Below are 26,041 nucleotides of genomic sequence, written 5' to 3'. Positions count from 1 at the left end.
TTCGAGAGGAGCGGGCGGACTGCCCGCTCCGTGCTCTTCCTACTCGGCCAGTTCCCGCATGACCTTGATAAGGTCAGACTTCCCTTCGAAGCCGATGCCCGGCAACTCCGGCATGATGATGTGGCCGTCCTCGACCTGGACGCCGTCGGGGAATCCTCCATAAGGCTGGAAAAGGTCAGGGTAGCTCTCGTTGCCACCGAGGCCGAGACCCGCAGCGATGTTGAGCGACATCTGATGACCGCCGTGCGGGATGCAGCGGGAGGGCGACCACCCGAACTGACGCAGGACGTCCAGCGTGCGAAGGTATTCGACAAGGCCGTAGGAGAGGGCGCAATCGAACTGCAGATAGTCTCGGTCCGGGCGCATCCCGCCGTACCGGAGCAGATTGCGGGCGTCCTGGTGTGAAAACAGGTTCTCGCCGGTTGCCATCGGCGCGTCGTAGAACTCGGAAATGGCGGCTTGGAGCGCGTAGTCCAGCGGGTCGCCGATCTCCTCGTACCAGAAGAGCGGGTAGTCGCGGAGCATCTTCGCATACGCGATGCCGGTCTCCAGGTCGAAACGGCCGTTCGCGTCTACGGCAAGCTGTGCGTCCGAACCGATTTCTTCGAGCACGGCCTCGATCCGCCGGCGATCGTCCTCGATGGATGTGCCCCCGATCTTCATTTTGACGACGTTGTATCCACGATCCAGATAGCCGCGCATTTCCTTCCGCAGCGCGGTGTTGTCTTTGCCGGGGTAATAGTAGCCGCCCGCTGCGTAAACGAAGACCTTGGGATTGGCTTCACGACCTTTCATTTCCGCCAAGAGCCGGAAGAGTGGCTTCCCCTCGATCTTAGCAACCGCATCCCAAACAGCCATGTCGATGGTGCCGACGGCAACGGATCGCTCCCCATGTCCGCCGGGCTTCTCGTTCTGCATCATCGTCGCCCAAAGCTTGTGGGGATCGAGGTTTGCCCCGGCGTCGTTCACCAGACTTTCCGGAGGTGCGTCGAGAATGCGATCTCTGAAGCGCTCGCGGATCAGGCCGCCCTGTCCATATCGGCCATTCGAATTGAAACCGTAGCCGACGACCCGGCGACCGTCCTTGACGACGTCTGTCACGACAGCAACCAAGCTGGCTGTCATCTTGGTAAAGTCGATGTAGGCGTTGCGAATGGGCGACGCGATGGGTTTCGTGACCTCGCGAACGTCAATGATACGCATCCGATATCCTCCTTTGAATCTGCCTGCGTGCCAGCGGCAAACGGTTCGCCGACTGTTCTTTGGTAGATGATGCGGCAACGTGGTTCTAATGCTGATGACGATCACTATAGTGCCGTATCGGCATAGGTGCGCCTCCGCTGTGGAATCTCAATTGAAACGGTGAGAGACTGCTGCAGTGGGACTTGTGACTGATTCAGAGCGAGGTGCGTTTGACGGCTCAATGCCGTTTCGGCTTCATCAATGGTTGTAGGAATTCGCCGATGGATACGTCTTGGTTAGCCGACCTACGGGCGCTGGCAGACACGTTGAACTTCTCCAGGGCCGCCGAGGCCCGCAACATCACCCAGCCGGCGTTCGGACGAAGGATACGCTCCCTCGAAGATTGGAGTGGGACGTCTCTGATTGACCGCTCCACTCATCGATTGAAGATCACGCCTGCCGGCGAGATCATGCTCTCGGCTGCGCAGGATGTTCTCCAACGACTGAACCGAGCCAAGCACGAGCTCGAACAGGTTCGGGCGTCTTCGGCGACGCTGACCTTTGCGGCCACCCACGCTTTGTCGTTCACGTTCTTCCCAAGCTGGTTCCAAGGGTTGGGTCCATCGGTGTCCACAGTCCCAATCCGCCTTCTGTCGGACAACATGAGCGAGTGTGAGGGGATGATGGCTGACGGGCGCGCGCAGTTCCTTCTCTGCCATCGTCATCCGGACAGTGACATCAGGCTTAGCCATGCACATTTCCGGCATCTGGAACTCGCTAGCGATCGCCTGGTGCCGGTCGCCGCCCGCTTGCCGTCCGGCGAGTCGCGCCACAGCCTTCCAGGCAGTTCGGGCGATCCAGTTCCATTCCTCGCCTTCGACGACACTTCGGGCATGGGGCGCATCCTAGCTGCCACTCTTCAGAACGACGTCCGCGTACTTCACCTCAAACAAGTTTTCTCTTCCCATCTCGCCATGGTTCTCAAGGCGCTTGCATTGGAAGGCAAGGGGGTGGCCTGGGTACCGGAAAGCCTGGTGAGTACGGAGCTCGAAGAAGGAGGCGGTCTGTCTGTCGCAGGAGGCGAATGGGTCGTACCGGTGAAAATCGTGCTGATACGACCGCGCACCAGAATGACCGAACTCGCGGAGACGTTCTGGTCCTCCGTCGAAACTGCGTCGAAGCGGACCACCGGCTGATCCGCTGCGCGGATTCGAGGCCGAGCGCCGGTTGGCGCTCGGGTGGGGAATGTTGTCTCGGTCAGCCGTGATCAGGCTTCGACCCAGACCCGGCTTGCAACCAGGCCGTTTGACATGTCGTTACCGATGTCGTGAACGTATCCCTTGACCTGCTTCGTCGAGGCGTTGACGAAATCGTTGAACATGGGAACGATCGTTCCGCCTTCGTCACGCACCAGCAGGGCCATCTCGCGGTACATCGCTTTGCGCTTGTCGTTGTCGAGTTCAGCGCGTGCCGACAGAAGCAGCTTGTCGAAGCCTGGCTGCTGGAACTTCGTCTCGTTCCAATCGGCACTCGACAGATAGGTGGTTGAATACATCTGGTCTTGCGTCGGCCGGCCGCCCCAATAGGAAGTCGAAAACGGCTGGACGTTCCAGACGTTCGACCAGTAGCCGTCGCCGGGCTCGCGCTTTACCTCGATGTTGATGTTGGCTTTTTTCGCACTCTCCTGGAAAAGGACAGCCGCATCGACCGCCCCCGGAAATGCGACGGTGGAAGTCCGAAGCAGGACAGCTCCGTCATGTCCCGACTTTTTGTAGTGGAACGCGGCCTTGTCCGGATCATACGTGCGTTGCTCGATGTCTTCGGGGAAGAGGGCGTAGGCGTTGTTGATGGGGAAGTCGTTTCCGACCTTGCCGTAGCCGCCGAGAATTTTATCGACCATCGCCTCGCGATCCATCGAGTACTTGAGCGCGAGCCTGAGGTCGTTGTTGTCGAAGGGGGCCGCGTTGCAACGCATGATGAAAACGTAGTGACCTCGACCAGACGTGTTGAGAACCTCTACCGTGGGCACCCGCTTCAGCAGGTCAACCGTTTTCGGGTCCACGCGATTGATGTAGTGAACCTGCCCGGATGAGAGCGCCGCGATGCGTGCCGTCGCGTCGTTCATGACGATGATTTCAACGGAATCCACGTGGCCGCGATCCGATCGCCAGTCGTTGGGATTGCGCTCGAACGACGCTCTGACGCCCGGCTCGAAGCTGACAAGCTTGTAAGGTCCGGTTCCATTTGCGGACGCCGGATTGTCCAGGCCACCGCCTGACTGAATGATCAGATGGAAATCGGAAAGCAGAAGAGGAAGGTCTGCGTTTCCCTCCGACAAGGTCAGAACGAGGTCCCCGTCCTTTGCTTCGATGGCCTTGAGCGCTTTCAGAAGGCCGAGCGCGCCGGATTTCGCCGCTTCATCGCTGTGGCGCTTTAACGTCGCCACGACATCGTCGACCGTGAGTTCTTTCCCGTCGTGGAACTGAACGCCTCGTCGGATTTTAAACGTCCAGGTCGTCGCGTCGGCAGAAGGCTCCCAGCTTTCGGCAAGCGCCGGCACTGCCTCTCCGGTCAGCGGATGTGATTCCACGAGAACGTCGCCCCAAGTGCGGGACACGAGGAACGGAAACTGCGAGGCGGCGAGCGCCGGATCAAGGCTATCGGTCGAAGCACCGCCTTCGATGCCCATCTTCAGCGTACCGCCTCGCTTGGGTTCCTGCGCCGAAGCGCTCGTCGAGTAAAGGAGGCTCGCAGCAGTGATCGTCATGCCGGCGGCTACCGCCCGCCCCATGAATTCCCTTCGGCTCATTCCGCCGCCCGAAACCTGCGCTCCCAGAAATCCTTTGTAATCGGTCATGGCAGTCCCCTTTGTTATTGATCGTGGTTTTGGTCTGTAGCATCAGGGCAAAATCCGACGTGGAATTCGCCCCGATCTCGCAACAATCAATGGCTCAGCACCTGATCTCTAAGACGCGCAAACTCCTCGAGCGCACCGGGATTCTGTAGGCTGTTGAGGTTCGATACCTCTTTTCCGCTGATGACGTTCTTGACGGCGAGTTCGACAAGTTTGCCGGACTTGGTTCTCGGTATGTCACTCACCTGCAGTATCTTCGCCGGCACGTGACGGGGTGAAGCGCCTGTTCTGATCTTCAGCTTGATCGCGCTTTCAAGCTCGGCGTCGAGAGTGCGGCCGGTCACGAGCTTGACGAAAAGCAACACCCGCACGTCGTCCTCGACCTCCTGACCGACGCAGATCGCTTCGGCCACCTCAGGCAATTGTTCGACTTGGTTGTAAATTTCGGCCGTTCCAATGCGGACCCCGCCTGGATTCAGAGTCGCGTCAGAACGACCATGGATGATCAGGCCGGAGTGACGGGTCCATTCCGCGAAATCCCCGTGGCACCAAACGTTGTCGAACCGGTCGAAGTAGGCCGCTTTGTATTTAACGTTGTCAGGGTCGTTCCAGAAGCCGACCGGCATGGAAGGGAAGGGTTTCGTGCAGACCAGCTCGCCCTTGCCTTCAGATACACGCTGGCCCTGCTCGTCCCACACGTCCACTGCAAGACCCAGCCCCGGACCTTGTATCTCGCCGCGCCACACGGGACTGACTGGGTTCCCGAGGACGAAGCAAGATACGATGTCCGTTCCGCCGGAGACGGATGCGAGGAGTACGTCCGACTTGATGTGCTGGTACACATAGTCAAAACCGTCGCCGCCAAGTGGCGATCCGGTTGATGCAATCGTCATCAGGGCATCCAACCCGACGGTCTCGTCGATCCGGAAATCTGATTTCCTAAGGCTGTCGATGTACTTCGCCGAGGTGCCAAAGAACGACAAGCGTTCGTCGCTTGCAAATCTCCACAACACCCCCGGATCGGGATGGAACGGCGAACCGTCGAACAGGCACAGGGTGGCACCGGAGGCGAGGCCGGAGACCAGCCAGTTCCACATCATCCAGCCGCAGGTGGTGAAGTAGAAGACCCGGTCTCCAGGTCGGATATCACAATGGAGCCTATGTTCCTTGATGTGCTGCAGCAGCGTCCCGCCTGCCGAGTGGATGATGCATTTGGGCGCACCGGTGGTGCCGGACGAGAACAGAATGTAGAGTGGATGGGAAAACGGCAGCAGGACAAATTCGAGTTCGGCCTCGACGTCCTCCGCAACGATGCTGTCGTAGGCTCTCGCGTCCACGAGCGAAGAGGCCAGCGCTTCGGCGTCACCTGCGTAATGTACCACGAGTACGGGACAGGCGAGGCGGCTCTCGAGATTTCGGACCTTTCCCGAGACGTCCTGTAGCTTTCCCCCATACCAATAAGCGTCACAGGTTATGAACAGCTTGGGTTCGATTTGACCAAAGCGATCGAACACTCCGGCCTCGCCGAAGTCTGGGGAGCATGATGCCCAGACCGCTCCGATGGAAGCGGTTGCCAACATGCAGGCGACCGTCTCGGGGAGGTTTGGCATCATTGCGGCGATGCGGTCGCCCTTCACGATGCCCATTGCCTTGAAGGCCCGCTGGAGACGCAAGACGTCCGCACGAAGCCGATCCCAGCTCCAACGGTATTCGACGCGGTCCTCGCCCCGGAAGATCAACGCGTCCTCCGGCCCCTCGCGCGACAAGAGATTCTGAGCGAAGTTCAGCGTTCCGTCGGGGAAGAACCGCGCAGCCATCATATCGCTACCGTTCACCAAGCTTCGCGGGCCGGGCCACCCCTTTACTTCGTAGTAGTCCCAGAGGGCCCGCCAGAAATCGCCGGGTTCATCAATCGACCAGCGATGAAGGGCGGAGTGATCGGCCATCGGAGTACAATGCGAGTAAGCGCACCACTCCCTGAAGCCTTCAATTGCGCTTTCGCTTACGCGCGCGCCATCGGGCCGCCAAAGCGGCTGATCTTCCATCTTGTCCATGACTTGTCCTCGAGTAACGTGGAATGGCCTTCGTTCGGCGACTTGGCCTACGCTGACATCGCCGCGCTTGAGGCCATCAGGTCCTTCGCGCGTTTCGGCTTTCTGGTTTCTATGGGCGACTCGCCCTCGTTGGTGCGGTAGACCTTGGCGAAGTGCGAACTCGACGTAAAACCGCACGCGACAGCGACATCGACGACTGGCATCGCTGTTTGCTCCAACAACGACCTGGCGCGTTCCACACGCAACTTCACGTAAAACCGACTTGGGCTACAGCCCGTGTTGGAATGGAACTGACGCTCCATCTGCCGACGCGAAATACCGACCTTTTTTGCCAAAAGGTCCATTGGAAGTGTCTGCGTCACATTCTCCGCCATCAATTCGATCGCTGCCTGGAGCGTGCGATGTTTTATATCTTGAGAAAGCGAAAACGGCAGCCGCTGGCGCTCCGACTTGTGCCTCACCGCTCCAACGATGGCCATTTGGCAGATTTTTCGCGCTACATCCGGCCCGTGGTGTTCGGAAACAATGTGCAGCATCATGTCGAGTGAAGATGTGCCGCCGGCGCATGTGTAAATGCCGTCGTCGACTTCATATAACTGTGGTCGCGCTTGGGCGTCCGAGAAGGCTTCCGCGAACGACGGGTAGTTCTCCCAGTGGATCGTGCAGCGCTTGTCGACAAGCAATCCAGCTTTCGCGAGCAAATGGGGACCGGTGCAGATGGCCCCTAACGCAATACGTTGCGCGCGGCATTCGCGAAGCCATTGGTCGAGCGACTTGTCGACGTGCATTTGAACGTTGCGCCCGCCTGACCTGCCACGGAACTTTCACCCAGCAGCGACTAGAGCCCCGGCGGTTCTGAATACGCCAAGTGGCGCGGTGTGAGCAACCGGCGGAAGCGCGAAGCTTTCATCTTGCGCAGCGTTGGAGCCGGTTGCGGCGATGGTCCCGGCAAAGTCTGCCGGGGTTTTGTATCCGAGCGATGAGTGAGGCCGGTAATGGTTGTAATCGTCCGCCCATTCAGCAATGGCGCTACGGGCATGATCGAGGCCGAAGAACAGGCTTTCATTGAGCAACTCGTCGCGCATCCGACCGTTGAAACTCTCGACATAGCCGTTCTGCATCGGCTTTCCCGGCGCGATGTAGTGCCACTCGACCTTGTGATCCTTCGACCAGGCAAGGATGGCATTCGACGTTAGTTCGGTGCCGTTGTCGGAGACAATCATTCCTGGCTTGCCGCGTCGTTCGATCAGCGTCGTCAGTTCTCGGGCGACACGTCGACCGGAGATGGATGTGTCCGGGATCGCCGCCAGGCATTCGCGCGTCACATCATCGACAATGTTGAGGACGCGGAAGCGTCGGCCGCAGGCAAACTGGTCATGCACGAAGTCCAGCGACCAGCGGGCATTGGCCTTCGCCTCGACCAGGATCGGCGCACGCGTGCCGACCGCACGCCGCCGGGCTTTGCGCTTGCGAACGGAAAGACCTTCCTCGCGATAGAGCCGGTAGATGCGATTGACGCCGGACGGCTCTCCGTCCCGCCGAAGCAGGACGAACAGTCGCCGGTATCCGAAACGCCGTCGCTCATTGGCGAGGTCGCGCAGCTTCGCCCGCAATTCTACCTCCGGCGGTCGGCAGGACCGATATCGCACCATCTTCCGATCCGCAGATATAATCTGGCAGGCCCGCCGTTCCGAAAGACCCATGACGGTCTTCAGATGCGCGACGGCGTCGCGTTTGGCGGCAGGCCCTACCATTTTTTTGCAAGAAGCTCGCGAAGTGCGGCTGCATCCAGCATCTGTTCGGCCAGCAGCTTCTTCAGCCTCGCGTTCTCGTCTTCAAGCGCCTTCAGCCGCTTCGCCTCGGAGACTTCCATGCCGCCGTATTTGGCTTTCCAATTATAAAACGTTGCTTCTGAAATTCCGTGCTTGCGGCAGAGGTCGGCCACCTTCGCGCCAGCCTCCTGCTCCTTCAGCACCGCAATAATCTGCTCTTCCGTAAATCTCTGCTTCTTCATTCGTCCGTCCTTTAATGGACCGGACTCTAATCCAATCTGGAGGAAATTCGCAGTGGCAGGTCACGCCGCACACGATCGCCATGTCAAGTTTCACGCCGCCGGTCCTGAGCTTCCGCGCCTCGGCCAGAGAGAGGTCCGGGGTTATCGAGAGGCCACAGCTAGCCCGGACAGTCTTGCCGTCGCTGGTGACAATGCGCCATTCATAGACCTCTTTTCCGATCACCTGGTTCGCCAGCCTCAGGGTCTCGAGGGCGGAGGTGAAGGCCAGCAGGGTAAATTCAGGGGCGAGGTAAAATAGGAACAGTCGTTTCGTGTCCGATGTCGTTGTCATCGGTTCCTCCAAGTCCAAGATAGCTGGTTTCGAACTAAACTCTAAAGTCCAAGTGCCTGGCGTTGCTTAACGGCAAAGGCTTGGACCAAACGGTCGGCGACCAGAGCGAGGATTGCCATCGCCGCTCCGGCAGCCACGCCGAGACCGACGTCGCCCTGGCCGAGTGCCAGATAAATCTGCTGGCCAAGGTCCGTCGTTCCGATCAACGCGGCGATCACCAGCATCGAAAAGGCGTACAGCACGGTCTGGTTCAGCCCGAGGAGAATGGTAGGCAGCGAGTACGGGATACGCACCTCCCGCATTACCTGCCAGTCACTCGCGCCAGACGCGACCGCTGCCTCGAGGAGTTCTTCCGGGGTCGATGTCAGGCCGTGATGGGTGTAGCGAACCATGGGCACGATGGCGTAGGCGCATATCGCGAGGAACGCGGAGAATTCTCCGATTTGGAAGAACATCAACACGGGAATGAGGAAGACAAACAGCGGGATGGTTTGGAAAAAGTCGCAGACGGGCCGCACGACACTCCACGTCTTTGGGCTAACCGATGATACGAGGCCGATCAGACCGCCAAGAACCACGCAGACCGATACCGCCGCCGTACACAGGTACAAAGACAGGAGCGCAGGCTCCCAAAGCCCCATCAACAGGATCGTGGCGATCATGGAAACCGCGAACGCTGCGAGTTTCGGGCCGCCCGCGACCCAGCCTAACGCTCCGAGCGAAATCAGCATGAACGGCCACGGCAGGTTGGCGATGCCGACAACAATGATGCCGGCAGCGATGAGGAGCGACAATCCAAGGACCGCCCGACCGCGAAGCGCCATGACAATAGCGATCACGCCGAAGGCTGCGTAGACGGCGACACTCATCCATTTCGTCCACATGAAGCCCCAGGTGAAGGGCAGGACCGCCTGGTCGAGCCCGATCTTCAAAGGCAATAGGACGAAGAACATCGCGCCGTTCTTGATCGTGTCCAAAACAATACCGTTGGCCGCGGTGAAGGCGTTGAGGTAACTGTCGGCGGCAGATGCTAGGCCCTTGAAGGCCGAATAGGAGCCGGGTCCCGGCAGAAGGCTGCGCTCGACAGCCGCAAGTGCGACCGAAACCAGAAGCACGACAAGCGCGACCTTCCACGAGTGCCGCTCTTCGGATTGCGCCAACGCGCCGCTCATCCGATCGGCCAGGACCGCGAAGATAACGATGACCAGTCCAGCAACAAGGCTCTGCCCGAAAGCTGCCTTGCGCATGGTCAGCAGAACTTCCCAACCGATGTCATTGAACCCGCCGATCACGGCCGCGATGATGACCATCGACAGGGCCGCCATGATCGTCTGGTTCACGCCAACCATGATCTGTCTGGCCGCCGACGGAACTTCAATAAGGAAAAGCTGCTGAATCCGTGTCGCGCCATTCATGATAGCCGCTTCCTTGATCTCTGGCTCGACGCGCTGGAGACCAAGCATAACGTTGCGGGCCATGGGAGGGGCGGCGTAGATAATCGAAGCAATCAGGCCGACGACTGGGCCGAACCCGAAAAGGAGCAGAAGCGGCGTGAGATACGCGAACGTTGGGACCGTCTGCATAACGTCCAGCGTGGTTTCGACTGCTCTGTTTATCGATTTGAACTCGTTCGCTAACAGGCCAATGGCAAACCCTACCAGGAGGGCGAAGGGCACCGATACGAACACGAGCGCCAGCGTGTTCATACTGGCAATCCAGTAGCCGCTGAACAGCACGAAGCCGAGACCGGCGGCGACCAGAAACGTGAGGCGCAGTCCGCCGAGATACCAGGCCAGCGCTGTAAAGACGCCGATCGTTAGAGAATACGGCGCGTTCACCAGGACAGTGTTCGCAAACATCATCGGATACGAGAGCAGCGTCGAAGTCGCGCGTGCCAGCGGCTTGAGGAATTCAAAGACCGCCGTAAGGCCCGTTCCGATCCACGAGGTCACGGGAAGCGTCGCCGCCGCCGGCCAGGAACTGACCCAGGGCAGGTATGGCGACAACATAATGCAGGCAGCTCCGACAAGGACAGCAGTCAGCGCAGCCCAAACCGCTGGAGTAGGGCGTGTCATGGAGATTTCTCCGGGTTCCCGTATTATCGTTCAGAACAGCCCGTCGGGACGGACCGTCCAAAATGCAGACGCTTTCACGCAGATCGCTCGGACTGGAGCGCGCTTGCCAGTTGGCTCGGATGAACTATCCCCGCCATCTTCCCGTCGGCTCCCCACACGGGAACAGGCTGGTAGAGGGCCATGCACGAAGCCAAGGCGTCATCAACCGTCATCTCCGCGCCGATCTTGGGATCGTCCGGCATGTTCGGGAGGCGATCCGGTAGGCTCATCATCGAGCTGACATGGGAATACCTGCCCTTGGGGACGTCCCGACTGAACTCCCGCACGTAGTCATCGACTGGATTGACGATGATCTCATCCGGTGTTCCGATCTGCACGATCTTGCCGTCTCGCATGATCGCTATGCGGTCGGCGAGTTTGAGAGCCTCCGTGATGTCGTGTGTGATGAACACGGAGGTCTTCTGCAGACCGGCCTGAATTCTCAGGAATTCATCCTGGAGCTGGCGACGGATCAGCGGATCGAGGGCCGAATACGGCTCATCGAGGAACCAGAGGTCTGGATTCACCGCCAGAGCGCGGGCGATCCCGACGCGCTGCCGTTGTCCGCCCGACAGTTCACGCGGATAGGCCTCCTCTCGGCCGGAAAGTCCCACCAACTCCAGCACTTCGACAGCGCGTTTCCGACGCGAGTTTTTGTCCGCTCCCTGCATCTTGAGCGGAAAACTGACGTTCTCACAGACCGTCATATGGGGGAATAGTCCGAAATGCTGGAACACCATGCCCAGCTTATTCCGGCGCAACTCGATCAACCGCTGTTTGCTGGCGGTGAGGATGTCCTCACCGCTTATCAGGATCGATCCAGCAGTTCCTTGTGCGAGGCGGGATATCGTCCTGATAAGGGTTGATTTCCCCGACCCCGAAAGGCCCATGATCACAAAGACCTCGCCCTCGCGGACATCGAAGGTGACATCCTGCACCGCCGGCACATGCCCCCGTTGACGGAGCAACCGCGCCGCCTCATCGGCGTTTCCGGCAGCATCGGACAGAGCTTTTTTCAGTTCCTGCTCGGGGTTCGCTCCGTAGACCTGCCAAACACTTTTGCACGAAATCGCCGGAGGCGGAGTTTGTTGCAACATCGGCGCTGACCTCACTTAGTGGCCGCCTCAACGACGGGCTTCCAGGTCGCCGCATTCGCATCGATCCAGGCTTTCGTCACGTCTTCGGCGGACTTCCCATCGACGTCGACGGCACCCATAAGCGGCTGCTGCTGTTCGGTGGAAAGCTTGAGGCCCTTGAGGATTTCATATGCTGCCGGCCATTTGTCCTTGAGGCCCGGCCATGCGGCCTTGAACACGCGCGTCGGGATGAAGTCACAGTCCCCCGTCACGTCTTTGTTCGGACCATATGCCGGATCGTCGAAGCACTCTTGCTTGCCTTCGGGGAGTTCAACGAACTTGAGATTGTAGGCGGCAATCGCCCAATGCGGCTGCCAGAACACAGCGACCAGCGGAGTCTTACGTTCGACAGACGCCTTGAACTCGGCGGCGAGCGCTCCTTCGGAACCTGCCGGAATTGCCTTGAACGGGAGACCGAGGGCCTTGATCCGGTCGGCTCCCGGCGTACCCCATTCGCCGGGGTAGTCGACGAGACGACCTTCAGGAAGCGTCTCGGCCGTCGCGAAGACGCTGGCGCAATCCTTCAGGGCTTCCCATTTGGGCAGTCCGGGACACAGTTCTGCAACGTGGGCCGGGTACGCAAAGCCTTCGCGCGCATCAAGACCCAACTCGCCAAGGTCCTCGACCTTCCCCTCCTTGTTAAGCTGCTTGTACTGCTCGGTGACGTTGGAACCCCACACTTCGAGCGCGGCGTCGATCTGGCCTTCGGAAACGGCCTGCCACATGTTTTGGTAGCCGGCGGTCACGTATTCGACCTTGTATCCGGCCGCCTCGAGCATCTGGCCGGCGATGCGCGTGGTGATCTGTTGACCTGTCCATTCGTTGATGGCGAGTTTGATCGGTTCGCCCGAAGCGCCTAGTTCAGCGGCATAAGCGCCCCCGGAAAGCAGCGTCAGGACAACGGACGTCGAGACAAGTTTTGAAACCTTGTTCATTATTGATCTCCCAGTTTGTATTTGTTCCCTTCCAAAATTGTTGCATAAAGCGAGGGCGTGTTTTAACATTTTACGACACTGGTTTTACGTTTTCGGCCATGTCAGAGAAATACAACTCTACCGTCCAGATACTCGTGCTCGTCACGCCGAACTTTAACGTGGCGGCCACTGCGGCCTTCATCGATCCATTTCGCGCGGCCAACTATCTCGAAGGCGATACGCGATTTCGGTGGCAACTGGTCTCCGTCAAAGGCGGTTCTTGCATGGCGAGCAATGGCTTCGCCGTAGACACTCAGCGCCTGAGTGACATCCAAAATGATCAGTTCGACATCGTCGTCATGTCTGCGAGCTGGACGCCGGAAGCAGCTGCAACTCCGCAATTGCTGGCTACACTGCGAAAGTGGGCGAGGGCAGGCAGCATCATGGGCGGCCTCGACACCGGGGCCTTCATCCTGGCCGATGCCGGCCTTCTAAGTGGCAAGCGCGCGACCGTCCATTACGAGCACATCGACGCCCTGAAGGAGCTGCACGAAGACATCGATGTTTCGGAGGACATCTTTGTCCGTGACGAGAAGCAATTCACCTGCTCGGGAGGAATCGCGTCGGCTGACATCGCCCTTCACATCATCCAGGCTATATCGGGTGACGCTTTGGCCAACGCTGCGGCTCGGTACATATTCCACCCACTTTTGAGGCCCGCGGGCACACCGCAGAACCCGGCCAACGTCGAACCCTTGGGCAGTCACGTGCCTGCGTCGATCAGGCAGGCGATCGTGGTCATGGAGCAGCACCTCGAGGACGCGCTCGCCATACCCGACATCGCCGACAGGGTGCGGATTTCCCATCGTCAGCTCAACCGTCTTTTCCTGAAGTACGTCGGCAAGGCTCCGGCGATCTACTATCGCGACATCCGTTTGGACCGCGCGCGCGGGCTCGTAACCCAGACCGACATGCCGATGTCGGAAATCGCCATCGCCTCAGGGTTCGCCAGCCAGGTGCATTTCAGCAGGGCCTACCGTGAGAGATTCGGGCTGTCTCCCCGTACTGATCGAATCGATGGCCGGATACCCTTCGAGTTCCGCGCGTGGCCGATGCACAGGAAGCAGTCGGGAACGGTCTGATCTGAGATACACCCGGGGGCCGATGGTATATGGCGAAATAGATGAGCTACGTACTATTGCTAACGGCCAATTCGACATTGTCATTCGTTCAAGACCAGGCGCTTCCGTGTTTGACGTCGGGCGCTCGGTGTGACCGGAGCCACTACTTTGCATCGCGCTTACGCGCCGCGCGAAGCGCCTTAGATTTATCTGGGTCCTTGACCTTGGGTCCCTGTCGGCCAGGACCATTGACGAAAACAATCGACCACCGATCCCCCCGATCAAAGGACGACTTGAAGTGTTCTTCGAGCACGTCGGTATGGAGAAGCGGTAGGGTCGTGTAGATCACTGCGTAAAATTTTCCCCAGTTCGGGTCGCCGCCATAATTTGTCATATCCGCGGAGATACCCTCCAAGGCGACTTTCACGCCTGCCTCGTCCACCGCAAACTTGTATTCGACCAGCGCACCCAAAGATTTCACTCCGAAATCGGGCTTGTACCTTGTAATCGCCTTGTCGATCTGCGGCTTATCCACAAAGTCTGGGAACGCATAACGAACTATCTTTCCGATCGCCTGATCCACCTCCAATTCCTTGCTTGGTAGCAGGTCTTGATCGGCAATTATCCCAGCCGTATTTCTTAGAATAGATTCTAGCATTGACATGCCGGTTGTCGCGCTTCCGTCCACCATCACAGCCATGGCCTCGAAGGTTGCGTCAAGTTCTCCGAGGACTGGTGAGTAAAAGTCCTCGTGCATCTCTATGAGCGCGGAGCCGCTCATCTTGCCAAAACTATTCCGGCGCGCCACCAAGTCAGCCTTGGTCTGAGGGAGTCCCAGCCTCTCGGCCAACATCCCAATCTCCCGGAACGCCTTTTCGACGTTGGAGACGAATCTAATCGCGGTCAGGTCATAAGTAGAATCCGTTTCGTCGAGTTCTCTAATTGACTTGTACGCTTGGTACTCGATCTGCCGGATCATCTCCTCGCACGATACCCACGCCATTCCAAGCGTCTGGCGGATATGATGAACCAGCAGGTGTTCAGCTTTAGTTGTCATCGCATCCTCGTTGTTCTTGTCGGGCGTGAGAAAAGAGCCGGAATCGGCGCACATCGTGCCAAGTGCTGCAGACGGGTGATTTATCTTCACGCATTCGTCAATCGAGATTCCTGCAATATGTGCACCCATTGGAAAATCCTGACCTGCGCGCCCCTTTGCGACTTCCTGCCGAGATAGCGGTAGCCACCAAACCAAGGCGAGAAATATCAAATTCATGGCGGTTCACGCACAGACGATGAAGGGCGTCAGCGCGAAGCTTGGGCATCAAAACAGACATTCCGCACCAAGCGGATGCGGGAACTGAGAGAGGAGCAGCCATGACCGTCCTGCCGTCAAAGGAAGAATTCGCCGCCATTCAAAAGGGCTATTCCCCGAACGCGTCACGTTCGCTTTCGTTGAACAAGGACGCGTATGTCGATCCTCGTTGGTATGCTGTCGACCTCAAGGAAATCATCGCAAAGACGTGGCAGTGGGTCTGTCATGTCGAAAAGGTGCGCACTCCCGGGGCCTACGTCACCGTTGATGTGGCCGGCCAGCCCATCGCCGTGGTCCGTGACCGCGAGGGCGTGCTGCGTGCGTTTTACAACGTCTGCAAACATCGCGCTCACGAACTGCTAAGCGGCGAGGGCAACACGACCCGCATCATGTGTCCCTATCATGCGTGGACTTACAAGCTGGACGGACAGCTCGTCCGCGCGCCTCATACGGAAACGCTTGAGGATTTCAACACGAAGGACATCTGTCTCGACCAGGTCCAGGTCGAGGAGTTCTGCGGCTTCATCTACGTCAATCTCGACCCCAACGCGCCTTCGCTTCGGTCGCAGACGGGAGACCTCGAAACGGAGATCAGGCACTGGGCTCCAGACATCGACAAGCTGACGTTCGCCAAGCGGCTGACCTACGACATCAAGTCGAACTGGAAGAACGTCGTCGACAACTTCCTCGAGTGCTATCACTGCCCGACCGCGCACAAGGACTTCTGCACGTTGGTCGATATGGACACCTACAAGGTGACCACGCACGGCATCTACTCCAGCCACATGGCTGATGCCGGCAAGAACACCAACAGCGCCTACGACGTCTCGAACGCCACGGTAACGACGCACGCTGTCTGGTGGCTGTGGCCGAACACGTGCATCATGCGGTATCCCGGGCGCTCTTCGATGATCATTCTGAACATCATCCCGGCCGGGCCTGACCGGACGCTGGAGACCTACGACTTCTTCCTCGAGGACACCAACCCGAACGAGATGGAGCTCCAGACGATCAAGTACCTGGACGAGGTTCTGCAGGTCGAAGACATCAAGATCGTTGAAAGCGTCCAGAAGGGCATGAACACTCCGGCCTTCACCCAGGGCCGTATCGTGAACGATCCGGACGGCTCCGGCCAGTCTGAGCACGCCGTGCACCACTTCCACGGGCTCGTTCTCGAGGCGTACGCAAAGAGCGCGCCGTAAGCACGCCGGCTTTTCCTCCTGGCGGTCGAGTCGAGGACTCGGCAGGCCGGGAGGCGTCCGGAAACATATCGGTGGTCATGACGCGGTCCAAGACAGTCGCTCGCCACCGATGCGCTCTACGCCAAAAGAGAAGAATCGGTCGATGACAGGAAAACTGCAAGGAAAGGTGGCGCTCGTCACCGGGGGACGTGGCGGTATCGGCCGCGCGATCTGCGATAGATTTATCAAGGAAGGAGCCGTCGTTTATGCGGCAGACCTTTCAAACGCCGGCAGCATGACCTCGGCTGCCGATGACGGGGCGAGGTTCGTCAAGCTCGACGTGACCTCCGAGGAGAACGCGGTCTCGGTCATGGCCACCGTGAGGGAAGAGGCTGGCAAGCTCGACGTCCTTGTCAACGCGGCCGGCATCGAAATCGAAAAGACGATTGAGCACACGACGTTGGAGGAATGGAACCGGAGCTTCGCGGTCAACGTGACCGGGACGTTCCTGGCTTCGAAACACGCGCTGCCACTGCTGCGGAATGCCACGAAGGGCGGCGCAACCGCGTCCATAATCAACTTCGGCAGCTACGACGGCTTCATCGCCGATCCCGGTCTAGCCGCCTATTGCGCAACTAAGGGCGCGGTACACGCGCTGACGCGGGCAATGGCCTGCGATCACGGCCCCGAGGGCATTCGCGTCAACGCGATCTGTCCCGGCTACATCGACACGCCGATGCTCCAGAGCTTTTTCGCCGGGGCAGGTTCGGGCGGGAAGGGTCGCACGATCGACACCCTCAAGGAGGCGGTCCGGAACGTTCATCCGATCCGGAACTACGGCACGCCGGAAGATATCGCAAACCTGGTGAACTGGCTGGCAAGCGACGAGGCCAGATACGCCAGCGGACAACTGTGGGTGCTTGACGGTGGTCTGTCGGCGCAAGTTCAGCAAATGAGGCTTTAAACATGTCCAAGTCAGTAATTATCACGTGCGCGCCGACGGGCGGCATCCACACGCCTACCATGTCCGAATACCTCCCGATCACGCCGTCGGAGATCGCCCAGGCGAGCATCGAGGCAGCGGAAGCGGGCGCGGCGATCATCCACCTCCACGCGCGCAACCCCGAAAACGGTAAGCCCGATCCCAATCCCGACCTTTTCATGGAGTTCCTGCCGCGCATCAAGCAGGCAACCAACGCGGTCCTCAACGTTTCCACCGGCGGCGGGCTGGGCATGACCCGCGAGGAACGCCTGCGGGCCGCCACGCGGACGAGCCCTGAAATGGCCTCGCTCAATGTCGGCTCGATGAACTTCGGCATCTTCCCGATGATGCAGAAGTACAAGGACTGGAAGCACTCGTGGGAGCCGACCTTCCTGGAATCCACCAGGGACTTCATCTTCCGGAACACGTTCGCGGACATCGAATACACGGTCAAGGAGCTGGGCGAGGGCCACGGCACCAAGTTCGAGTTCGAATGCTACGATCTCGGTCACCTCTATAATCTCGCCTGGATCATTGACCAGGGTTGGCTCAAGCCTCCGTTCTTCGTCCAGATGGTCTTCGGCATTCTCGGCGGCGTCGGAGCCGATCTCGACAACCTCGTTCACATGCACACGATCGCCAACAAGCTGTTCGGCGACGACTACGAATGGTCGGTGCTGGCAGCCGGCAGGCACCAGATTCCGTTCACGACGCAGGCTGCGCTCCTTGGCGGCAACCTGCGGGTCGGCATGGAAGATAGCCTCTACATCGGCCCCGGACAGAAGGCGAAATCCAGCGCCGAGCAGGTGCGCAAGATCAGGTCAATCGTCGAAAACCTCGGAAGAACGATCGCGACCCCGGAAGAGGCGCGTCAACGACTTGGCCTCAAAGGCGGCGATCAGGTGGCGTTCTGACCATGCAAAGCAAACTCCTCATCAACGGCGAACTCGTTAGGGGCAGTGGCGAAGCACTGTCGATCCTCGATCCGGCTACCGCAGGAGAGATCGCAAGCATCAACGAGGCCGGCCCGGAGCAGGTAGACGCGGCAGTCGACGCCGCTGCCAAAGCCTTCGACAAGTTCTCGAGGACCACGCCTAAGGAACGCGCTGAGCTGCTGCTTAAAATCGCGGACGTCATCGAGGCCAACAGCACTGAACTCGCCGAGCTCGAAAGTCTCGATGTCGGCAAGCCGTGGCCTTCGGCGCACGACGACGAAATGCCGCTGACGATCGACACCTTCCGATTCTTCGCCGGCGCTGCCCGCACAATGACAGGCCCGGTCGCCGGCGAGTACGCCGCTGGGCACACGAGCATGATCCGAAGAGAGGCTGTCGGTCCGGTAGCGGCGATCACGCCGTGGAACTACCCCCTCATGATGCTGTCGTGGAAGCTCGCGGCTGCGGTGGCTGCCGGCTGCACCACTGTACTGAAGCCTTCGGAGATCACGCCCCTCTCGACGCTCAAATTGGGCGAGCTGCTTGCCGATGTTCTGCCGAGGGGCGTCTTCAACATCATCCACGGCCGCGGGGCGACGATCGGCGACAGATTGATCAACGCGCCCCAGGTCGAGGCGATCGCCGTGACGGGATCACCCGCCACGGGGATGGCGGCAATGAGGGCCGCTTCGCAGCAGATCAGGCATGTTCATCTCGAGCTCGGGGGCAAGGCACCCGTAATCGTGTTTGACGACGCCGATATCGACGCCCTTGTCCAAGTGATCCGATATGGCAGCTTCTTCAACGCCGGCCAGGATTGCGCCCAACCGTGCCGGCTTTTCGTCCAGGACGGCGTGTATGACAAACTGGTGGCCGCGGCCGCAGCAGAAGTCTCTCAAATCAAGGTCGGGGCGCAGAAGTCCGAAGGTACCCAGATGGGGCCGGTCGTATCCGCCCAGCAGCTGGAGCGCGTCGAAGGATTCGTCGAGCGGGCTCGGGCTAGCTCCGAGATCGTGACGGGCGGCAAACGAGGGGACGGCAGTGGTTTCTTCTATCAGCCGACCGTGATTGCCAACGTCGATCACAACGCCGAGGTTGCCTGCTCTGAAATCTTCGGACCGGTAGTCACCATTTCCCGGTTTTCGGACGCGGAGGAGGCGGTCACTGTCGCCAACGCCGGGCGCTACGGACTCGCGTCTTCGGTATGGACCCGCGACGTCGGCCGGGCGATGGATGTGTCCAGCCGTCTCCGATACGGGTTCACCTGGGTCAACACCCACGGCGTAGCTACGCCCGAGATGCCTTGGTCAGCCATGAAGGGGTCGGGCACGGGATCGGACATGTCGATCCACGCGCTCGACGCCTACACCTCCGTCCGTCACGTGATGGTGTCCCATGGATAGCGCGGGCCAAAGAGTAGCTATCGTCACCGGGGGCGGGCGGGGCATAGGTGCCGCGATCGTGCAGCGTTTGCGCGAGGATGGTGCCCTCGTCGTGGCGTGCGGCCGCAGCGCGCGGCCAGAGGGATTGGACGACGACGTCGTTTGGGTTCGCGCCGACGTTTCCTGGAGCGGCGACGCCAACAGGGTCGTCGAAACTGCCAGCAAATACGGACCCGTCTGCATTCTGGTCAACAATGCCGGGGTGCAGGTCGAAAAGACCGTTCGCGACACGACCGACGAAGACTGGTCGAACGTTATCGACATTAACTGCCGCGGCGTTTTCAACATGTCCCGAGCCGTGCTGCCGATCATGGAGAAATCGGGCGGTTCCATCGTAAATCTCGGCTCGATTTCCGGCCATGTGGCCGATCCGTCAATGGCCATCTACAACGCCTCGAAGGGCTTCGTTCACAGTCTCACCCGCTCGATCGCCGTCGATCATGGCCCGACGGTTCGCTGCAATGCCGTTTGTCCGGGCTGGATCATGACCGCAATGGCCGAAAGCGGCTTTGCTTTGGCTGAGGACCCCGAGAAAGCGAAAGCAGATGCGATCGCCCGCCATCCCGCTCGCAGGTTCGGAACGCCGTCCGACATCGCAAACACCGTCGCCTGGCTCGTCTCCGATCAGGCCTCCTTCGTAACCGGCCAACTGTTTACCATCGACGGTGGACTGACGGCCGCCTCTCCACTCCAACCTGGGTTACTCTGATGACTGAATTCAAAAATACTGCTGTGCTCGGCGCTGGGGTTATCGGTGCCAGCTGGACGGCCTTGTTCCTCGCTTCGGGCCGAGACGTCGCCGTACACGACATCTCTCCGAACACAGAAAAGAGCGTGCGGGAATATATTGATCGCGCTTGGCCGACACTCGAACAGATCGGCCTCGTCAAAGGCGGTAGCCCTGACCGAGTTCGGTTCTGCAAATCCGCCGTGGAAGCGGTCGAAGGCGCGGCATTCGTGCAGGAGAACGTCCCGGAGAGGCTTGCCATCAAGCACGCCCTCTATGGCGAGATCGAAAAGCATCTCGCGGGCGACGCCGTCGTTGCGACGTCTGCCTCGGGCCTGACGCTTTCCGAAATGCAGGGCGGCTGGCGTGATCCTTCGCGCTTCGTCCTCGGCCATCCCTTCAACCCGCCCCACCTGATCCCGCTCGTCGAGGTCATGGGCAATGAACAGACTGCCGATGGCGTCGTCGAAGCCGCGGAACGTTTCTATTCGGCAGTCGGCAAGGTCACGATCCGCGTCAACCGCGAGGTCCCCGGACACGTCGCCAACCGCCTGCAAGCTGCCGTCTGGCGCGAGGCGATCCACCTCGTCAAGACCGGCGTCGCCTCGGTCGAAGACGTGGACAAGGCAATGTGGGCCGGTCCTGGCCTACGGTGGGCCGCCATGGGGCCGACGATGCTCTTCCATCTCGGCGCAGGCGAGGGCGGTCTTGCTGCCTTCTGCGAACGCTACACCGATAGCTTCAATCGCTGGTGGGATGACCTCGGCGTGCTGCACCTGGACCCGACGTTGGCGGAGACACTCGTCTCCGGCGTCAAGCAGGAGGCCAATGGCCAATCGCCGGCCGATCTCTCCGCGCAGCGCGACGCCCTCATCGCAAGCATCCAGAAGGCAATGGCTCCACTCCGAGCCAACTGACAACAGGAGGACGGCAACATGGAAGACGGTCGGGTTGATCAGAACTCCCGAATTGTGGTGATCGGGGCAGGTCAGGCGGGATTTTCCGCATGCGCCAAACTCCGCGCGCTCGGGCATAGCGGGTCGATCACCCTGATCGGCGACGAAAGCCATCCGCCTTACCAAAGGCCGCCTCTCTCAAAGGGCTTCCTCCTCGGTGAAACGACCGAGGAGAGGCTCTACTTCAGGCCGCTGAGCTTCTACGAGGAAAAGGGTATCGACCTGAAGCTGTCATCTTCAGTCGAGGCTATAGACAAACACGCGCACACGGTCAGGATTGCGGACGGATCGGAGGTCGCGTATGACCGCCTGCTTCTGGCGACCGGGGCGCGGCCAAGGTTGCTTCCTGCCGAAATTGGCGGGGACCTGGGCGGTGTTTACTACGTCCGAAACCTTGCGGACATCAACTCGATGGCACAACGCTTTGTCCAGGGGCAGTGCGTGCTCATTATCGGAGGCGGCTACATCGGCCTCGAAGCGGCTGCCGTCTCGTCCAAGCTTGGTCTGCAGGTCACGCTCGTCGAGGCTTCGGACCGCATCCTTCAGCGCGTTGCCAGCCCGGAGACCTCGCGGTTCTTCAGAGACCTGCATGCGTCTCACCATGTCACTATACTCGAAGGAACCGGGATCAAACGTCTGACGGGCGAACACGGACACGTCACCGCGGCCGAACTATCCGACGGCTCTGTTCATCCCGTCGATTTCGTTATCGTCGGGATCGGCGTTCATCCTAACGCCGAGCTTGCGCGCGACGCGGAGATCGACGTCGACAACGGTATCGTGGTCGACGCGAACTGCCGGACGTCGGACCCGGACGTCTTCGCCGCGGGCGACTGCGCATCGTTTCCGTGGAAGTCCAGCCGCATACGTCTGGAAAGCGTAGGAAACGCGATCGACCAGGGAGAAGCTGCCGCCAAGGCTATGCTTGGCGAATGCGCCGGATACCTCGCGAAGCCCTGGTTCTGGTCGGACCAATTCGACGTCAAACTCCAGATCGCCGGACTTTCGACGGGATACGACAGCGTGACCACGCGCCACGGGGCCGGCAACGCGGTCTCCTACTGGTACTACCGCGGCGACGAACTTCTCGCTGTCGACGCCATGAACGATCCGAGGGTCTACATGGCCGCGAAGCGGATGATCGAAGCGGGCAAGTCGCCGCCGCCGGATGTGGTTGCCGATACGGCGGTCGATCTCAAGTCACTACTGTAAAGCAGGCCGCAAATGGTGAAGTTGATCATATCCACCTCCGATGGGACGTCCTTCGAAATCGAGGCGGCGTCCGGAACGACGCTGATGGAGAACGCCGTCCGGAATTCCGTTCCCGGCATCGAGGCAGAATGCGGAGGGGCGTGCGCCTGCGCGACCTGCCATGTCTACGTGGACGAGCATTGGGTAGACCGGATCGGTCCACCCAATGACATCGAGAAGGACATGCTCGATTTCGCATATGACGTCCGCGAGAGTTCACGCCTGTCGTGCCAGATCAGGCTGTCGGAGGCGATAGACGGCCTGAGCGTGAAAATCCCCGAACGACAATCGTAGGCGATAGGTTGCTTGCAGACTAAACGATCAGACGGAATTGAGATGACCAAAGAGACCCTGAAACTATGGGAGGGCTCCGTCCTTCCCGAGTGGCTCGACTACAATGGGCATATGACAGAGCATCGATACCTCCAAGTCTTCAGCGACAGCTCCGATGCCCTGTATGCTAAGCTTGGTGTGCAGTTCGAGGCCGCCGCGGAGGGGTCGTATTTCACCCTAGAGACCCACATCAGGCACTTGGCCGAAACGCACGTCGGTGCGCGGCTGCGGACCGAGACCGAAATCCTCGGATACGATGACAAGCGCCTGCACCTTTTTCACCGGCTCTTCGACGACACGGGCAAGCTGCTCGCGACCGCGGAGCATCTAGCGTTGCACGTAGCCCATTCCAGGGCTTGTGCGGCAAGGAGCGACATGGTCGAGAAAGTTGCGGCCATTTTCACAAGCCAGAATGGATTGCCCGTCGAAGAAAGGCTCGGCAGTGTTCTTAGGCAGCCATTGCGGCAGACGAGACTGCTGGAAAATCAACGGGAAGCACAATGAAATTGACCAAGCCTGCTATGCTCGAACCGAGGCTGACTGCCAGCGGACCATTTTCGTGGATCGATTGCGCAGGCGACGTAGCCGCACGTCCAAATCAAGATCGGGGAGTTCACGTTCGAGGCCTTGCAGCCCGAGGTTGCGGTGTACTCCGTGGCATGGCGATCATCGTAAAACTGATCAACGCATTGGCTGACACTCTCGACGATCCCTCCGTGAGCAAGGGCGGCAAAACCTGATACCAGGCGATCGGCGAACGAACGACGCCCCCGCGAATGACGTTCGGCAACCTGTGCGGCCGCGGAAGGCGCAGGCAATGATCGTTGAACACGCGGGCAGCTTTCGGCCGCTATCAGTTCTTTGTCGAACAATCACCCAAGATTTTGGGCCATCTGCTGCCCGCCACTGAAGAAGGATGCCCTCGAGGAGGCGACGCGGTTCCTATGCGCCGTCGAGAGAAAGCAATAGTCCGCTTTCGGGTGGAGAAACCAACATCATTAGGGTGGGGGAGGTCGCCGGCACTCGCGGCGACAGAGGACCGTTTTCGTGGATTGACCATGGAGGAGCGGTCGTGAGGTCTCTTCAAAGAACAGGTTCCTCGCCCCCCCCTCACGCAGCGTTTCGATGAATGAAAATGCTCACTTCGACAGCGTCGCCCGCAATTCACGGGGCGACTTGCCGAACGTTCTGGCGAATATCCTGGAGAAATGGCCGGCGCTTTCGAAACCGACCTCGAGGGCGATTTCGATGAGCGAAGCATCGGTCTGGGTAAGGAGGTGCTTCGCGCGTTCCAGCCGGAACTTCCTGTAGACATGCGCGGGCGACATCTTCGCCTTCTCCATGAACAGGCGCTCGAGCTGCCTGCGCGACAGACCGACCGACGAGGCGAGTTCCGGGATCGAGATCGTGTTCTCGGTATTTTGCTCCATGATGATCAGCGCAGCATTGAGGCGCGGATCGTTGCTCTCGATCGCGAGCGGCTTTCTCGGCTGCACATGAAGGTGCGAGCGGGCCTTGTCGATCTGCAGGACTTCGAGCGCATTGCGTTCGGCTTCCCTGCTGATGTGGAGGCGCACGATATGCGCGGCCATGTCGGCCGCGCTGCTGCCGCCGGCGCAGGAGCCGCGGGTGCGGTCGAGGTTGAAAAGACGGTCCGAGCGAACCTTCAGATCAGGAAAGCGCTCGCGGAACGCTTGGTAATGGAGCCAACTGACGCAAACGACATGCCCCGCCATCAGCCCCGCTTCGGCCAGGATAAAGGTCCCGGTGCAAAGACCGATCAGGGGCACCTTCTTGGCGGCTGCCTTCTTCAGGAAAGCGATTGTCTCGTTGTCGATCGGGTGTTCGTTCTTGAGCAGGCCGCCGACCATCACGATGTAATCGAACTGCCCCGGATCGACGAGGCCTGAGGTCGGCGCGACCTGAACGCCACAGCTCGACGCGATCAGGTGGCTGGTGTTGCCGAGAACCTGCCAATCGGCGCGCACGCGGCCCGATTTGTCGAGTTCGTCGCTTGCCAGCCGAAGCGTGTCGACGAAAAGAGCGAAGGCCGAGAGTGTGAATGACCGCGCGAGCACGAAGCCGATCTTCAGACACACTTTCGCAGAGGGGGCGCTGGGTTTCAGGTACGTCTTCACCGAGGAAAACTCCTAGCCTGCGGCATTGGTTCGCTAAGGCGTGCCATGTCAAAGCGGTCGCTACTTTATCTGAAAACCGTGGGCCAACGGGTCTCGGTCATTCACAAAGATCGTGTTGTGACCGATGATCCTGGCCCAACCGCCAACGCTTGGCCTGATGCCCCTGAAACTGCCGATTGGGTGTTCCGCTTCGATATGACCTTCGAATATGGTCCCGATGAGACTTTCCTGGCGGTACGTGTCGCCGACCTTCAGTCGCCCTTTTCCGTAAAGCTGAGCCATCCGCGCGGATGTCCCGGTACCGCCGGGCGATCGGTCGATTGCCTTGTCGCCGTAGAACACGGCACCGCGGCCATCGGCTGCTTCGGACGTCGCTACGTCGCACCAGAGGGCGTGATGCACGCCGGTTATCCGATCATCCTCGGGGTGGATCGGATTGCAGACCGGTGCAAGTGCGTCGCGAAGCCCCCGGCTGATCTCCACGATATCACTAGCCGACATCCCGTCGAGGCCTGACCAGTTCTTCTGTGGTTCGACGACGGCGTAGTAGTTGCCGCCGTAGGACACGTCGACAACGAGGTGGCCAAGCCCCGGAACCTCAACGTTGATGTCGGTTGCATGCAGATAGCTCGCGACGTTGAACATGCGCACGGATTCGACGAACTCTCCGGGCTTTGAATACTCAACGTCGACCCTTCCTGCCGGGGTCTCGATCGACACCTTTCCCGGTGCGCGCGGTGTCACAAGGCCTTCTTCTAGTGCGGCGGTGACAAGTCCCATTGTACCAGCACCGCACATTGGCAGGCAGCCGCTGACCTCAATGAAAATGACCGCGAAGTCGCAATCTTCCCGATAGGCGGGATAGATGATTGCGCCGGACATAACGTCGTGTCCGCGAGGTTCGAACATCAAGGATCGGCGAACCCAGTCGTGGTCGCGAACAAAGATTTCGCGCCGCTCGGCGATCGGTAGATGCGGGAGCAATGGGGCTCCGGCCGCAACAAGTCGAACGGGATTTCCGCAAGTGTGGGAATCGATGCAGAAGAAACTGCGTTGCATGATGC

24 protein-coding genes are annotated in these 26,041 nt (G+C 59.7%); 12 read left to right on the top strand and 12 right to left on the bottom strand.

Translation table 11 applies throughout. From position 1 onward, the window contains the following. Positions 1 to 39 precede the first annotated feature (39 nt). On the bottom strand, positions 40 to 1,203 hold the full coding sequence (locus JZX89_RS16025) for a mandelate racemase/muconate lactonizing enzyme family protein (RefSeq protein ID WP_207134682.1): 1,164 nt from the start codon (positions 1,201 to 1,203) through the stop codon (positions 40 to 42). 260 nt (positions 1,204 to 1,463) lie between these two features. Here JZX89_RS16025 and JZX89_RS16020 point away from each other — a divergent pair, with 260 nt between their 5' ends. After that, positions 1,464 to 2,378, top strand: coding sequence for a LysR substrate-binding domain-containing protein (locus JZX89_RS16020; protein ID WP_207134681.1), 915 nt, complete (start codon positions 1,464 to 1,466; stop codon positions 2,376 to 2,378). 71 nt (positions 2,379 to 2,449) lie between these two features. Here JZX89_RS16020 and JZX89_RS16015 read toward each other — a convergent pair whose 3' ends face one another. From JZX89_RS16015 to JZX89_RS15980, 8 genes are all read right to left on the bottom strand, one after another. Then, positions 2,450 to 4,039 (bottom strand): ABC transporter substrate-binding protein, encoded by a 1,590-nt coding sequence (locus tag JZX89_RS16015; protein WP_207134680.1) that lies wholly within the window; start codon positions 4,037 to 4,039, stop codon positions 2,450 to 2,452. A gap of 86 nt (positions 4,040 to 4,125) precedes the next feature. Further along, complete coding sequence (locus JZX89_RS16010; RefSeq protein WP_246746745.1) at positions 4,126 to 6,090, bottom strand: acetoacetate--CoA ligase; 1,965 nt, start codon at positions 6,088 to 6,090, stop codon at positions 4,126 to 4,128. Positions 6,091 to 6,137: 47 nt separating this feature from the next. Next, positions 6,138 to 6,878, bottom strand: a complete 741-nt coding sequence (locus JZX89_RS16005) for a GlxA family transcriptional regulator (RefSeq protein ID WP_207134679.1) — start codon at positions 6,876 to 6,878, stop codon at positions 6,138 to 6,140. Positions 6,879 to 6,914: 36 nt separating this feature from the next. Beyond that, positions 6,915 to 8,104, bottom strand: a protein-coding gene (locus JZX89_RS16000; protein ID WP_207134678.1) for an IS3 family transposase whose coding sequence is annotated in 2 segments (ribosomal slippage) — positions 6,915 to 7,852 and positions 7,852 to 8,104 — 1,191 coding nt in all. Because the reading frame shifts where the segments join, the coding sequence is not laid out codon by codon here. Further along, positions 7,986 to 8,435, bottom strand: a complete 450-nt coding sequence (locus JZX89_RS15995; protein WP_207134677.1) for a type 1 glutamine amidotransferase family protein — start codon at positions 8,433 to 8,435, stop codon at positions 7,986 to 7,988. Before JZX89_RS15995 ends, JZX89_RS16000 begins: the two co-directional genes overlap by 119 nt. A gap of 41 nt (positions 8,436 to 8,476) precedes the next feature. Further along, entirely contained in the window at positions 8,477 to 10,510 is a 2,034-nt protein-coding gene (locus tag JZX89_RS15990) for an ABC transporter permease (RefSeq protein ID WP_207134676.1), read from the bottom strand. A gap of 74 nt (positions 10,511 to 10,584) precedes the next feature. Beyond that, on the bottom strand, positions 10,585 to 11,646 hold the full coding sequence (locus JZX89_RS15985) for a quaternary amine ABC transporter ATP-binding protein (protein ID WP_207134675.1): 1,062 nt from the start codon (positions 11,644 to 11,646) through the stop codon (positions 10,585 to 10,587). 11 nt (positions 11,647 to 11,657) lie between these two features. Continuing rightward, positions 11,658 to 12,620 carry an ABC transporter substrate-binding protein gene (locus tag JZX89_RS15980; protein WP_207134674.1) on the bottom strand — a complete coding sequence of 321 codons (963 nt, stop codon included), beginning with the start codon at positions 12,618 to 12,620 and terminating at the stop codon, positions 11,658 to 11,660. Between the two features lie 98 nt (positions 12,621 to 12,718). Here JZX89_RS15980 and JZX89_RS15975 point away from each other — a divergent pair, with 98 nt between their 5' ends. Beyond that, positions 12,719 to 13,741, top strand: a complete 1,023-nt coding sequence (locus JZX89_RS15975; protein WP_207134673.1) for a GlxA family transcriptional regulator — start codon at positions 12,719 to 12,721, stop codon at positions 13,739 to 13,741. A 142-nt stretch (positions 13,742 to 13,883) separates the two neighbouring features. Here the strand turns inward: JZX89_RS15975 and JZX89_RS15970 are convergent, their stop codons facing one another. Next, positions 13,884 to 14,906, bottom strand: coding sequence for a hypothetical protein (locus JZX89_RS15970; RefSeq protein WP_207134672.1), 1,023 nt, complete (start codon positions 14,904 to 14,906; stop codon positions 13,884 to 13,886). A 188-nt stretch (positions 14,907 to 15,094) separates the two neighbouring features. On the opposite strand from JZX89_RS15970, the gene JZX89_RS15965 reads away from it, so the two are divergent. The 10 genes from JZX89_RS15965 (at position 15,095) to JZX89_RS15920 (ending at position 23,579) form a co-directional block, all read left to right on the top strand. Continuing rightward, positions 15,095 to 16,234 (top strand): aromatic ring-hydroxylating oxygenase subunit alpha, encoded by a 1,140-nt coding sequence (locus tag JZX89_RS15965; protein WP_207134671.1) that lies wholly within the window; start codon positions 15,095 to 15,097, stop codon positions 16,232 to 16,234. Between the two features lie 142 nt (positions 16,235 to 16,376). Continuing rightward, positions 16,377 to 17,177: an SDR family NAD(P)-dependent oxidoreductase gene (locus tag JZX89_RS15960; protein ID WP_207134670.1), complete on the top strand. Its 801-nt coding sequence runs from the start codon at positions 16,377 to 16,379 to the stop codon at positions 17,175 to 17,177. A gap of 2 nt (positions 17,178 to 17,179) precedes the next feature. Beyond that, positions 17,180 to 18,109 (top strand): 3,5-dioxohexanoate:acetyl-CoA acetone transferase, encoded by a 930-nt coding sequence (gene kce / locus JZX89_RS15955; protein WP_207134669.1) that lies wholly within the window; start codon positions 17,180 to 17,182, stop codon positions 18,107 to 18,109. Between the two features lie 2 nt (positions 18,110 to 18,111). Then, positions 18,112 to 19,533, top strand: a complete 1,422-nt coding sequence (locus JZX89_RS15950; protein WP_207134668.1) for an aminobutyraldehyde dehydrogenase — start codon at positions 18,112 to 18,114, stop codon at positions 19,531 to 19,533. Then, a complete protein-coding gene (locus tag JZX89_RS15945; RefSeq protein ID WP_207134667.1) occupies positions 19,526 to 20,281 on the top strand; it encodes an SDR family NAD(P)-dependent oxidoreductase in 756 nt (251 codons plus the stop codon). Before JZX89_RS15950 ends, JZX89_RS15945 begins: the two co-directional genes overlap by 8 nt. Then, positions 20,281 to 21,216: a 3-hydroxyacyl-CoA dehydrogenase NAD-binding domain-containing protein gene (locus JZX89_RS15940; protein WP_207134666.1), complete on the top strand. Its 936-nt coding sequence runs from the start codon at positions 20,281 to 20,283 to the stop codon at positions 21,214 to 21,216. The genes JZX89_RS15945 and JZX89_RS15940 overlap by 1 nt, the downstream gene beginning before the upstream one ends. Before the next feature lie 18 nt (positions 21,217 to 21,234). Then, positions 21,235 to 22,467, top strand: a complete 1,233-nt coding sequence (locus tag JZX89_RS15935) for an NAD(P)/FAD-dependent oxidoreductase (RefSeq protein WP_207134665.1) — start codon at positions 21,235 to 21,237, stop codon at positions 22,465 to 22,467. A gap of 12 nt (positions 22,468 to 22,479) precedes the next feature. Then, a complete protein-coding gene (locus JZX89_RS15930; RefSeq protein WP_207134664.1) occupies positions 22,480 to 22,800 on the top strand; it encodes a 2Fe-2S iron-sulfur cluster-binding protein in 321 nt (106 codons plus the stop codon). A gap of 42 nt (positions 22,801 to 22,842) precedes the next feature. After that, a complete protein-coding gene (locus tag JZX89_RS15925) occupies positions 22,843 to 23,343 on the top strand; it encodes a thioesterase family protein (protein WP_207134663.1) in 501 nt (166 codons plus the stop codon). Then, positions 23,340 to 23,579, top strand: a complete 240-nt coding sequence (locus tag JZX89_RS15920) for a hypothetical protein (protein ID WP_207134662.1) — start codon at positions 23,340 to 23,342, stop codon at positions 23,577 to 23,579. Before JZX89_RS15925 ends, JZX89_RS15920 begins: the two co-directional genes overlap by 4 nt. A 399-nt stretch (positions 23,580 to 23,978) precedes the next feature. Here the strand turns inward: JZX89_RS15920 and JZX89_RS15915 are convergent, their stop codons facing one another. Beyond that, positions 23,979 to 24,977 (bottom strand): GlxA family transcriptional regulator, encoded by a 999-nt coding sequence (locus JZX89_RS15915; protein WP_369809560.1) that lies wholly within the window; start codon positions 24,975 to 24,977, stop codon positions 23,979 to 23,981. Between the two features lie 60 nt (positions 24,978 to 25,037). Then, entirely contained in the window at positions 25,038 to 26,036 is a 999-nt protein-coding gene (locus JZX89_RS15910; protein WP_207134661.1) for a 4-hydroxyproline epimerase, read from the bottom strand. Positions 26,037 to 26,041: the final 5 nt, after the last annotated feature.

The sequence above is a fragment of the Agrobacterium burrii genome, assembly GCF_017313405.1.
In the GTDB taxonomy this organism is placed as follows: domain Bacteria; phylum Pseudomonadota; class Alphaproteobacteria; order Rhizobiales; family Rhizobiaceae; genus Agrobacterium; species Agrobacterium burrii.
The sequence above is the reverse complement of the archived record's forward strand: the minus strand, read 5'-3'. Positions and strand labels throughout refer to the sequence as shown.